Source organism: Bdellovibrio sp. BCCA, assembly GCF_037996825.1.
GTDB lineage: Bacteria > Bdellovibrionota > Bdellovibrionia > Bdellovibrionales > Bdellovibrionaceae > Bdellovibrio.
Genome location: NZ_JBBNAC010000002.1, coordinates 171,083 through 183,931, shown reverse-complemented (window position 1 = coordinate 183,931; position 12,849 = coordinate 171,083). Strand labels below are relative to the sequence as shown.

8 protein-coding genes are annotated in these 12,849 nt (G+C 42.6%); all 8 read left to right on the top strand.

What is annotated here, in order from left to right; genetic code table 11:
- Positions 1-61: 61 nt before the first annotated feature.
- The 8 genes from recA to AAAA78_RS19480 all read left to right on the top strand — a co-directional run bounded on the left by recA (position 62) and on the right by AAAA78_RS19480 (position 12,847).
- Complete coding sequence (gene recA, locus AAAA78_RS19515) at positions 62-1,177, top strand: recombinase RecA (protein WP_340593944.1); 1,116 nt, start codon at positions 62-64, stop codon at positions 1,175-1,177.
- A gap of 60 nt (positions 1,178-1,237) precedes the next feature.
- Positions 1,238-2,890, top strand: coding sequence for a DEAD/DEAH box helicase (locus tag AAAA78_RS19510; RefSeq protein ID WP_340593943.1), 1,653 nt, complete (start codon positions 1,238-1,240; stop codon positions 2,888-2,890).
- A gap of 64 nt (positions 2,891-2,954) precedes the next feature.
- On the top strand, positions 2,955-5,150 hold the full coding sequence (locus tag AAAA78_RS19505) for an exonuclease domain-containing protein (protein WP_340593942.1): 2,196 nt from the start codon (positions 2,955-2,957) through the stop codon (positions 5,148-5,150).
- A gap of 25 nt (positions 5,151-5,175) precedes the next feature.
- Positions 5,176-5,535, top strand: a complete 360-nt coding sequence (locus tag AAAA78_RS19500; RefSeq protein WP_340593941.1) for a hypothetical protein — start codon at positions 5,176-5,178, stop codon at positions 5,533-5,535.
- Positions 5,532-5,825: a hypothetical protein gene (locus AAAA78_RS19495; RefSeq protein WP_340593940.1), complete on the top strand. Its 294-nt coding sequence runs from the start codon at positions 5,532-5,534 to the stop codon at positions 5,823-5,825. Before AAAA78_RS19500 ends, AAAA78_RS19495 begins: the two co-directional genes overlap by 4 nt.
- 372 nt (positions 5,826-6,197) lie before the next feature.
- Complete coding sequence (locus tag AAAA78_RS19490) at positions 6,198-8,621, top strand: hypothetical protein (protein ID WP_340593939.1); 2,424 nt, start codon at positions 6,198-6,200, stop codon at positions 8,619-8,621.
- Between the two features lie 127 nt (positions 8,622-8,748).
- Entirely contained in the window at positions 8,749-10,302 is a 1,554-nt protein-coding gene (locus tag AAAA78_RS19485; RefSeq protein WP_340593938.1) for a hypothetical protein, read from the top strand.
- Entirely contained in the window at positions 10,295-12,847 is a 2,553-nt protein-coding gene (locus AAAA78_RS19480) for a hypothetical protein (RefSeq protein ID WP_340593937.1), read from the top strand. The genes AAAA78_RS19485 and AAAA78_RS19480 overlap by 8 nt, the downstream gene beginning before the upstream one ends.
- Positions 12,848-12,849: the final 2 nt, after the last annotated feature.

Genomic DNA, 12,849 nt, shown 5'->3' with positions numbered 1-12,849 from the left:
ACATGGGAAACATGGTAAAGTAGGTATTGGAATATTAACAAAAACCAAAAGGGGTATTAGGATGGCAAATCCAAACACTGATAAAGCAAACAACGAAAAAATGAAGGCGCTTGAACTCGCAGTATCCAATATCGAAAAGCAGTTCGGTAAAGGTTCTATTATGCGACTGGCGAACACAGAGGTCTTACATACTGCTGAGGCAGTAAGTACTGGTTCATTAAGTCTTGATATTGGATTAGGAATCGGTGGCCTTCCAAAAGGTCGTATCGTAGAAATCTACGGACCAGAGTCTTCTGGTAAAACAACTCTTTGCTTGTCTGTTATTGCTCAAGCTCAGAAAAAAGGCGGCGTTGTTGCTTTCGTCGATGCGGAACATGCATTGGATGTTAACTACGCTCGTAAATTGGGTGTGAACACAGAAGATCTTTTGATCTCTCAACCAGACACAGGTGAACAAGCTTTGGAAATCACTGAAACACTTGTTCGCTCTGGCGCGATTGACGTACTAGTTGTCGACTCCGTAGCGGCGTTGGTTCCTCGTGCAGAGATCGAAGGAGACATGGGTGATTCTCATGTAGGTCTGCAAGCTCGTTTGATGTCTCAAGCTCTCCGAAAGCTTACAGCTGCAATCAATCAATCAAAAACGCTGGTCATTTTCATCAATCAAATTCGTATGAAAATTGGTGTGATGTTTGGTAACCCAGAAACTACAACGGGTGGTAACGCATTGAAATTCTACTCTTCAGTTCGTTTGGATGTGCGCCGCGTTGGCGCGATCAAAAACGGTGAAGAGGTAACTGGAAATCGTACTTCCGTCAAAGTTGTTAAGAACAAAATGGCTCCCCCGTTTGCGAAAGTTGAGTTTGATTTGATGTATGGTGAAGGTATCTCAGCAGAAGGCGATGTGCTTGACTTGGCTGTGACAGCGAACCTCGTTGAGAAATCGGGCGCTTGGTTCTCAATTAACGGTGAACGTATGGGTCAAGGGCGTGATCAAGCGAAGAAATTCTTGAAAGAGAATCCTCACTACATGGAATCACTTCGTGCTGAATTGCTTGCGAAAAAAGGTGTCGGCGCACTTCTGGCCGAAACAGGTAGCAAGTCCGATCCTGAGGAGAATAATGAACCTTCAGATGAAACTGAAGAATCGACACCAAAAAAAGGAAAGAAGAAGTAGTTTAACCCCTTTCCGCCCTCGTTAATTCGAGGGCGGATCCCCTCTGTTAGAGGCGCTGCCGTGGAAAAACCCGTTAAAATTCTCCTTAAGAATTCAAAAGCGGAGCTTCTTTTTGAAACGGAGCATACGGAATCTGTCTATAATTGCGCCAGAATTTCCTACAAAAATCATAGGCAAGAAATAATCTATCTTTCTTATATTCATAAGAGATGCATCCCACTGGGTATGGTGGATCACTTTCGAGAGCGCATGAAGCGCAAGTTTAAAATTGAAACGGAAGTTATTAACGCTCGTACAGAGCGTATTGACTATCGAAAGCTTATGATGACCACCGACAAAGTGGCCATGGAACACCAGGAGAATATAGAGGCCGGAACTGATGAATTTCCGGTCGGTAAAGTATCATCCCCAACAGGGAGTGGAAAAACTTTCATAACATCTTTGATCGTAAATCAAAAGCAGACCACAACCCTAATTATTACACCAACTGAATTAGCCCAAATGAACGCTTATGAAGAGCTTAGCTCCTGTTTTGGGAAGAAAAATGTTTCCATTGATGTTCCGCAAAGACCTCCTGAAGTGGGTCGTGAACTAAAAAGGCGAAGTACTGCCGTAAGTGAAGACCAGACAGAGGAGCAACCAGAACTTTCGAGTTATGAAATCTGGCTGCAAAAGAAGCAGCAAAAGAAAGATAAACCTAAGAAGGGAACTCCTGAACACAGGAAATGGTCCATTGATAAGGCTCGAGAGCGTCAGTTAGAAAGATTTGTCGAAAAGAATTGGGAAAAACCAATTCATATTATTTGTGCAGCTTCAATTCCAAATCTTCCTTATTGGTATATCGAAAAAATTAATCTTTTGATTATTGATGAATCTCATGGTGCATACGCAAAGTTAACAAGAAATCTTATTCTTGCGTCAAACCCAACGTACCTGTACGGCTTAAGTGCCACAAACTGGCGTGATCAAGCTCAGGAAGATCGCATCCTAAACGCGCTCTTTAATAATAAAATGATTTACGAGTTCCCAATTGATGAGGCTATTGAGAAAGGAATTCATGCAAAAGTTTCACTTCAATCCCTCAATTCTCCAGCGCCAGAAAAGTTCTACATCAAGAGGGATATTAATGTTGGTGGCAAAACGGTTACCATCAGTGAACGCCTAATGAATTCACGAGATCCTCGAACAATTATTGATGAGGGGATCATTCGTAATCGTGATCGTAACAAAATGATCGTTGAATGGGCATATCGTGATGCGACCGAGGGTCACATGGTGTTCATTGCAATTGATGAAATCGGACAGTATCGCGGCAAAGACGATGATGAGGATAAAAGCTATTGCTTAAAACATTTTTTGGATATGCGAACCGATATCCCAGTGTTTTTCATTTCGGGCGAGCTATCTTTGAAACAAAAGATGGCGGAGCTTAAGAAGATCGCGACTTCAGAAACACCATATATTGTTGTGGGAACGATGTCTTTTGGAATCGCCGTAGACGTTCCTGGTATCGATACAGTCTATCTTGGATCATGGGGAAAAAGCTCGATCAGGGCAATTCAGCGAGCTGGCCGAGGAGCCAGAACACAAATGAAAGAAAAGACCCTTCGTTTGTTCAATATTTGGGATTGGTGGAACAAATCCGCCAAAAAGCAATCAAAGATCAGGATTAAAACTCTGTGTTCATATTACGGCGTTGATTGCACGTTCTAGAACGGCGGATTTACTGAAAATCCACGTCAGCCCTATTTATGGGTGGACGAAGTTTGGGAGGAATATGGGAAGGTTAATTTGGACAGACTTAGAAACCACGGGAACAAATAAGGCTGATGACCAGGCCCTGGAATTTGCTGCTGCCGTTGATGATGAAAATGGTGATCTTATTGAAACGGTTGAAGGGTACGTTAAACTTAAAGATGGCGTTACTCCAAGTCCAAAAGCACTTGAGATCAACGGTATTAATCCATTTTCGAAAGCTTACGCTGAAGCTTCTATTACTGAAGCCCAGATGGTCCAAAAGTATATTGATCTCTTTGAAAAGCATACCGTTAACGGCGTAAAACCTCGCATTGCAGGGCAAAAAGTGTCGTTTGATACTGGGTTTCTTGCCGTGGCCTTTGCTCGTCAAGGAAAGAGACTTGGTGATTACGTTACAAAAACCCACGTCGAACTTATGAAGATCTCAGACAATGCCGTAAAAGCCGGAATTATCACCACAGAAAAAACGAAAGGCGGAAAAAGCTCTGTAGCTCAATCAGCTGTAGCGAAAGCACTTGGTTTTGAGTTCGAGGGAAAAGGTGCACATAGATCGTTGCCAGATATTTTAATGAGTCGAAAGATTGGTCATCATCTTTATCCATTGCTATCTAATGGAAAGAAAATCACCGACCCTTCACCGGATATTGCTGCCTTTGAAGAAGGAAAAGTATATTCCGTCACAACATTCTCTAAATCATCAGGAATGAAGCGTAGGAATATCAAAGTTCTCATGAATGATAATGAGAAGATGATGATTGCAGCCGTTGACGATGACGATATTTTTAACAAGAACAAGGGGAAATTCAAAGACACCGCAGTTCGACGCTTTAATTACGAGACGATTATTGATGTGCATGAAGTGTCACCAGATGAAGAGCAACGCCTTAACGCTATTTCAGACGCGAATCCTGAGATGATTAAGGATGTGTTGAGTTCTCCAGATTTCTCGAGCATGAAAAATTCAATCGAGAGCAATATTTTTCATGAGGATTCAAAAAACTTTGAGTTGATTGAGAAGGTTAGATCAAGGATGGCGACAGCTCCGAACAAGAAATTGGAGTACGATCAAGTTATGGCGGAACTTACTAAGGACCTAAAGAGTAGGGTTTCCGCGAAAACTGTTTTGACTCGTGCTGAGCGAATGCATACTGCTAGAGGTCTTCGTGGGTGGACGCGGGATATTAGTACCTTCGGAAATGTGCCGTTTTTCCGCGATGTATTCCCGAATGAAACAGTTGAGATCGCTTGCCACCCTTCTGGTCACTATATGGTGAAGGTTACTGGGAATGGTACGCTCTATCGCGAAAAGTTCACAAGCAAGGCGGCTCTAAAGGGTGCACTTGTAAAAAAGTGTTTGAACTTCGAAATGCTTGAAAAGAGGATCAAAGATTTGCCGACACCCGGTGATTTTGAAGATCCTAAACATCCTTTAGCCCTTGAAGGGGAGTTAAGGAATGCTATTGACGCTGTTCGAGGGAACCCATCTAAAATGGAGGCCATTCAGTCTTTAGCATTGCTGTTTAAACAAAAATATCCAAAGAGCTTTGAGAAGATCAACACAGATAAAGCTAATTTCTTTGCTGATTACTATCTTGATGCAAATGCTGTTGATGATTCCTATCAACCAAGCTTTGCAGGCATGACTCAGCCTCTTGAGGGTGTTCAATCTTTAAGCTCAAAAGAGACCCCAAAACTGACTCTAATTGATGGTGGTGCTGAAGCGAAGGAAGAAGGTCAATCGCCAATGCAAATGACGATTGATGACCATTTACCACCATCGGCTGCCGCCTCCAATGTCCAATGTGCAATGTGTAATCGCAAGCTTTCAAAGGAATTCTCAAAACAAATGGGAATGGGACCAACCTGCATCACGAGGGCACGATACATCGACAATTCCGCTGTTGATGCTGCGGAGTTCGTTGAATCAATGGTTGAGTACAATATTGAGACAGCCAAGCAAATGCGCAAAGGTGCAGCGATGGTTGTTAAATTCAAGGTTAACGGGGAAGAGAGATCAGTTTTCGCTGACTCAATTCGACACACTTTGGACAACAAGGTGGTATTCGTTGATCGTCGCAAACTTCAAAGCGCTATCGCAAAAGGTGAAGACTTCTTGGTCGCAGAATATATGGCAACAGTACAGGTCGCCCAGGAGGCCGTAGTATCGTTCGGTAAGGTACAGGCGAAAAAAGTAGAAGCGAAAATGGCTGCTTAGTAGTTAAAGGACTGAGAGGACTGATATGGAAACGCAAAAACAACTATTTAAGGTTCCTGAAAAGATGATCGAAAAGGTCCGCGAGAGTTATTACGCTGCAACTGAAGAAGAGCGCAAATCGATGATTCATCCAGACGATGCAGTAAACGATCCTTATTTGTACGTGGCTCATCAACTTGGTGAAATCTGCATGAACCTTTGCAAAAAGGACAGAAAGCTTGCGGCTGAAAAATATCAGATGACTCGGGACCTTGTATTCAATGGTCATAACCCATTCAGAGATACTGTCTTAGCAAAGATGAATATCAATGTGGAAGGTTGGAAGAATGCCATCAAAATCATTCGACTTAAAGAACAAAAGCCGAAACAGATGGGTTTAGCATGAAATCACTAATCTTCATTTCTGTACTTTTGATTACCGCACTGGAGGCTAACGCCTTCTTTCCAAGCAACATCAAAAAGCCAGAGCGGCATGAGTTCGAGGTTCCAAAAGATGAAGGATACAATACTCTTGCCGTCGTAAAGAGTGATGAAGGAGTACTTAAGGTTCATATTCGTGGTTGTGGTGATAAAGCGGTGTTTCCGAACAAAGAAGGTCAGATGCCACAAGATCGCGAAGTTATCAGAATTCAATCAAGTCGATGTACAATCATTGACTGGAAAGTAGCTAAGTGAAGAACCTTGAATTAGAGAGAGCCAAAACGGTAATTTTGAGAGTCGCAGTGATCGCTGCGGCTGTTCTGCTTATTTGGGCACTGTCTCTTTATTTTGTCTTCGCAATTTCGCGAACAATTTTTTTTGCGGGTTCTATATTTTGCTTATTTCTTCTCACTAATTTTAAGCTTGCAAAGATCGTTAGAGCAAAAATTAAGACTCGATTCGGAAAACTGTCATCTCAAAAAGATACCTCTCAGAACGGACATAATTAATCACATTTTATTCTTAGAATTCCACTATTTGGAGTTAACCCCATGTATGGACTCGCTCACTCATCGAGCGTGTTCGTGACTTCGGGGGTCCAAGATGGATATACGAATTACGAAATTCATGGAATACAAACCTTACTACGATCAGTTAGTAAAGGCACTTGACCAAACTCGAATCAATGAATTTTCAACAGAAGATCTTGAAAGAGAATTGTTCTATCTTGAATGTAATCCGTGGGAAGCGAAATACTTTCTTGATGTGAAGTCTCAAATCAAAGATCCAGTTGAAAACACTCCTGGAATGATCGTCGTTTACGCACTTGGAATTTCAAATGATAAACCAAAGAAGCGTTTTCCTATCAAGTACGGATCACTACCGGATAATGACTTTGATACCACATGCCGCGATAAGATCAAAGACTACAAAGTTAAGACCTATGGTCTTGAGCACGTTTGCCTGATTGGAACCAAGGGAACTTTTAAGGTAGCTGGTGCAATCAAGGCAGTAATGCGTCAGATCTATCCGGAAGTTCCGTTCGATTATGTAAACGATATCACTGACACTATCCAGCGCTGGGAAAAGGTTATTACAAAACAAGTTATGGATGAAGAAGGTGAAGATGCTGTCAAGCTCCTCACTCAGAAAGACATCCTTGAGCGCATCGTTGCTGAAGATACTAAGATCAAAACCTTCCTAGAGTCTTACCCTCAGGCCAATGACGAAATCAATAATATGATTGGACAGGCTGTAAGCCGTGGTGTTCACGCCGCTGGTCTGTGTATGTCGCCTGACCGCCCGATCTATGAGGTTTGTCCATGCGAATGGAGTGAAGACCATCAGATGTACGTGACGAGCCCAGAAATGAAGGCTGTAGAAATCAGCGGTCTTATTAAATACGATTATCTCGGTCTCTCAACTTTATCAGTCATTCGAGATACTCGCCGTAAGCTAAAACGTGATCGCGGTATCGACTTTGATAAAAACAAGATTGATTTATTTGATCAAGATGTGTGGCGAAAGTTTACCCTTCCAGCGATGACACTCGAGGGAATTTTTCAATTTAAGACTCCAACATTCGAAAAGGCAATGGTGCGTATTAAAAAGCCCGAAGCCTTCAACTCTCCTGACAGCGCCTCGGTAATGGTTGCAACAATCCGTCCTGGTCCTATGGGTGCTGGCGTGGATGACATGTTAATGGATGTCATGAATGGAAAGCTTCACGTCAAGCACGCCCTGCCGCAGTTAGAGCCAATTCTTAAAGAGTCCTATGGTCTTCTGATTTATCAGGAGCAAATCATGGGAATTATGCGTGAAATCGGCCAACTAAATGAGGGTGATATAGCAAAATTCATCAAGGCGGTTTCCAAAAAGGATCCGGACATCATGGCTTCCTACAAAGAGAAGTATATGAAGGGCGTTAAGGCTCAAAAGATTGACGAGAGCCTTGCAACAAAGATCTGGGAAGATATTTTGAAATTCGGTGGCTACGGATTCAATAAGGCTCACTCAATGAGCTACGGCTTAAACGCATACATCACGCAGTACTTGAATCACTATTACCGTGAAGACTTTATCTCTTGCTCGATCCCTCATTTAAAAGATGAAGAGTTCAGACGATTCTATCCAGCTTGGCAAGATGTGATTAGGCCACCAAATGTGAACTTATCAAAAGCTGAAGAAAACGCCACGCACAAAGGTAAAGTGTATCTGGCGTTCAATGAAATTAAATTCGTCGCATCTCAAGGTAAGGATATTGAGAAACATGCCCCTTACAAAAATGCGGATGATTTTGCTCTTCGCTCAATTACTGATGCGAACCTCGGATTAAAGCCTTTTAAGTGTGTTGTTTTGGCTGGAGGTGCTGATTGCTTGGCCCCTAAAGACATGGACGTAATGGATTTCCGGAAGGATCTCATTTCGAAATATGTCGCAATTAAAAATGGAGTTGAGCCACTCACACCGGAAGAAAAAGTCGAGGGAGTAACAATTGCTGACAAAAAAGGAAAGATGACCAAAACACTTCAAAAAGCTTTGGATGAACTTCAAGTTATCAACAAGATGCCGAAGATTTCGATGTTATTGAGGCAAGTTGGACTCTTAAATACCTCATCGTGCGACTACCACCTCTACATGATCGACAGAATTCCGCATATTGAAAGTGTCATGCGAGCTCCAGTTAAGAGATTCCGCGAACTTTATGAATGCGATGATCGAGATCTCGTAACAATCATTGGGTTTGTAACAGAAGCTCCAATGATTAAAAAAGTCAAAAAGCAGGGAAAAAACCAAGGCCGCGATATGGCTTTCATTACCGTCGAACAATCAGGTCAAACTCTGAAGATCGGTGTGGGGGCTGACGTGTTGGAACGAGATCGTGAGAGCGACACCTACAGAAATGGCGTAGTGGCAAATACTAAGTATTCTTACCCACTTATCGTTACTGGAAGCCTGTCGAAGAAGGACGGGGAGCTCATGATTTGGGCTGAGCGCCTTTCAGTCCCGTCCCTCAAGGATATCCTGGCAACGGAGAAACTAAAAATTTAAAGGGAGATGGGGTTGGTGGATTTGATCAAATCTAGCCCCGCCCCATTTAGATAGCATGAGAAAATCGCTATTAAAATCGACATTTTCGGCATTTTTAGTCTTCGCTTGGACTCTCTCAATTTTCACGATGGCTCCACTGAAGGCGAATGCATTTGATCTTGGTCCATTTGAGGTATCAGTTGGTCTTTGCCGTGATACTAAAAAGATTGGGTCATATCTTAATGCATTCCAATTTGGTATGTGGCCTGTCGCTGGCTTACCAGCAATCGTTACTGGTATGTCGATGCGTACATCTCCAATCGTTGACTCATGTAACTACATCATTCAGTTGTCGCAAGCTGACACGCTAACGGCAATCAACATGGGTGCTGATCTGCTTAATGAAATTACTGAGAAGAAACATGACCGGGCCTTTGAGTTTTCAAAACAAGTCATGAAACTTTCCAATTCGTATTTTGATCTTCGCACTGGTAAGCGCCGCGAGGGTTCTCTTTCTATGCATGACAATGCTGCCCGCATTGGCAACTTCATGACCAAGTACGGACGCATGAAAAAAAGATGGGATAAAGAAGATGCTGATATTGCTGAGCGAGAAGAACAGCAACGGATGATTCAGACTCTTGCAACATCAGCAAAAGATCGCGCAATCATCGCGGATATGATTTCTTGTCCGGATACTAAAGACAATCCTGATTACGATCAAATTTATAAGGAAAACTACGCCCCACTTGTTTTAGAGGCCCCTACACTGAAACAAGACTACGATTTTGCAAAGGGACAACTCGAACGACTTGCGGCTATGGCATTTGCGACAGGCGCTGAATATCGAGCCTTCTTAAAGGTTGTGAATACTGCTCTGATTGAAGGTATCAGATATGAACAGCGCCAAGTTTCAACCTCCAAGAAAACCAACAAGGTAAAAACTGGCGATAAGGATGCTGAAGGTAATGCGGTAACGAAAGATGAAGTTATCGAAAAACCAGTTTACGAATATCGCGTTGTTGATGAATCCTCGGCGAAATTCGGTCGTATCCGATCTTACCGTAGCTCATACAAATCTTGGGTGAGTAATCACTGGAGACTCGAGACAAATCGCGGGAAAACGCCAGAGCAGATCTCTGCTCAATTTGTAAAAGTATCTCCGGATTGTTCTCCATATGCACTCGCGCAAGGATTGGATCCGAACGATAAGGATTCTGAAGCTGAATACGAACGTAGAAAGTTGATGTGCTATGAAGGCAAGAAATTCACTCAACAGGAGGCGAAGAATCTTTTTGAGAACACTATTGAATACCTAAGGCTTTCAACAGTTCGTTATAAAACCAACCTGGCAAAACAGTGGACTCTTGATTCAAAGCACAGAGGTATCAATAGAGCAATCACTGTCGCTGAAAAAGATGAATATAAGCAGGAAAAGGTAGCTTGTTCAGCGGAACTTCAAATGGCTGAGATGCAATATTTGTCTCTACAGCAAGAGCAAGTGAATGTTCAGTACAATGAGATCATCGCGCAGGAGCTTGTGAAACAGAACACGATTGTTGAGCAACGTGAAGCACAAGCTCAGGAGAATAAGAAGGTAGCGGACCAGGCTGTTAACGACTCTATCCGTAAGAACGATGAATATACGGCTTCTGGAATTTCATTCCCTAAGCCTGATTCAGGAAAGAAGAACGATGAATAGATTTTATCTTTTCTTAACCTTTATCGTATTGACCATGATGGGCTTCCCAGCTTTTGCACAGGAAGCTCCGGCCTCATTCGACTTCATGGCTGAGCTCATGGGTCAAATTCCTATTGCAGTACGGAATCTCGTATCAGCTGGTAGCTCAATTACCATCATCATTGCTGGCGGTGTAATGCTGGCTTTCATGTACGAGCTGTATCACAATTTGGACAATCCGGATGCATTCTTTCCTAATGCATTTAAGATCGGACTTGGAGTTATAGTTCTCTTGATGGTTTGGGGGTTATCTCCAATTTATTCCAATTCCCTTGCAGGCTTTTTGAATCATGGAGCGAATCACCCTGATGCCGGAACTTATGTTCAGGTTGACCTCTATTATTCAGTTCAGAGATTCTCTGACTCGTTGGCGAAAGTTATGTTTCCAATCATGGACGATGACAGCATTGATGCTGTTGCGAGTAAGATCGAAAAGAAGACTAACGTGCTTGCATTCTCAAATGGTTGCAATACTGAAGAATGCTTCACAAAGCTAAAGGCATTCTATAACGAACATGATCGAGCTCCAGACGATATGACTGAACTTTATGGGACTGAAATGGAAGACCCGGATTTTGGGATGACCGAAATTGGTGCTATGTTGAAGTACTATGCAGCAAAGTTCATTAACATTGGAATGATTATTAAGGTCGTATATTTTATCTTCAAAGTACTCCTTCAGATTTTCCTTTTCATGAACAACATTTTCCTTACAATCATCGCACAATTGACGTTGTTGATTTTCATGTTTACGTCATTTCAAGTTTTGTCTCCTAGATTTCAAGGGAATTTCATTTCCTCGATCAGAACAGTTGCTACCGTTTCACTTTTCAACTTCGCATTGAATTTAGTGAATGGGCTTACGATGACACTGCTGGCTTCAGTTGATCTCACGATTGGTCGTTCTATCGCTTATCTCGGTGGGCCGGACACTTCGAGTGTAGTTTTGAAAGCAGTTTGTATGGTTGTGGCTATTCTCGTTCTCTACGCAATTTCACTGAAGATGATCCCTGCAATCTCTCAAGCCATTACTTCAGGGAATCTTGGATATCTAAACAACCTAGGGGAACAATTGTCTAATGGTGTGATGGCCGTAGGTGTTGCAGCAGCTGGTGCTGGTCTTGGAGCTGTTCCTTATTTGGGGATGGCTGCCGGGAATGCCATGCAGCGATTCTGGAATTCATTTAAGCCAGGTGCTGGAAGTATACTGAACATGGCGAAGAATGGATTCACGAACTGGAGAAACAACAGAGGCAAAGGCCCATCTAATTCATTTAGTGGTGGGGGCGGTGGGCCAATGGGAGGGGGCGGTGGAGGTATGTCCTTTGCTGGCCTTGGGGGTGGGGCGGCCTATCACGCACCAAAACCATTGTTGGCTGGAAAACTGTCGACATTAGGTGGTTCTGCTGAGCCAACCAATGATCTTTCTTTAAAGGATGTTACTCCTCCTTTGGCAGGTGGACCAACTGCTGGATTGCCTGCTGAGAAGTTAGGAATATCTCCTATTTTCACCCCTAACTTTACAATGGGCTCTGCGGCTCCAAAGACACGCAAAGATCGCAAAGGGCATGGTACGAAGGATAAAATTTCGTTTAAAGGTAAAGATGGTTCTAAATCTCGTGCACAGTTTGCTGAAGAGGATTTCGAAGAAATTCACGAGACTGGAAATGCGGGCGGGCGGACTAAAAAAGGTAAAAAAACGAAAGCAAAGAGTGGTCCTGAATCTGCCTCGTCTGGACGAAAATCCAGAAATGGTAAATCCAAAAGCAAGGAAGGTCAGAACCGTGAACAGGCTAACTTTAGTGGTTTTGGCTCAAATTCATCAGATTTTAGCTCCTTTGGTCAAGAAGAGAACAATGACAGCAGGTTTTCAGGCGAGAAGCGTGAAAGCCATGTGGATCCATTTGACGATATTCTCGATGCAGAATGGGAAGATGTTACTGACAACCCAGAAGACATTGCGGAAAATATTCGTCAGAAGCGTAAAGAGGCCGACAGGAAAATTCATGAGAATGTTAATAAAGCATCTGATAAGAAAACTATTGGAGACTTCTTTCGTAAAGAAAACTTGGCATCAGTGGCTACCGCTGCTGCGAAAGTCGCTGGGTTGAGTGCTTTATCTGCGTTCAATGTTGCTAAGGATACTGCTTTTGCGGGTGCCCTGAATGACTACGATACACTAGGAGCTATATCAGTAAATCCAACGCAGGAATTAGCAAATAAAACGAAAGAAACTTGGAGTGGAATCTCAATACAAACTCATCGTGAAATCGTTGAGAAGAAAATTGAAAAACTGCAAAATGAGTTTGATTCTAAAATTAAGATTTCCGGAACGACGGCTGAAAATGTTTTTGATGATCTTAAAACAAAATATAAGAAGTCGAAATTAGCTTCTCACGTTTTGGATAAGATGCAGGCAGATCATGATGAGAAGAAAACATATGAAGAATCTAGAAAAAATTCGAAAGCTAAATCTAAGTCTAGAACAAGAAGAAATAGGGGGTAAGA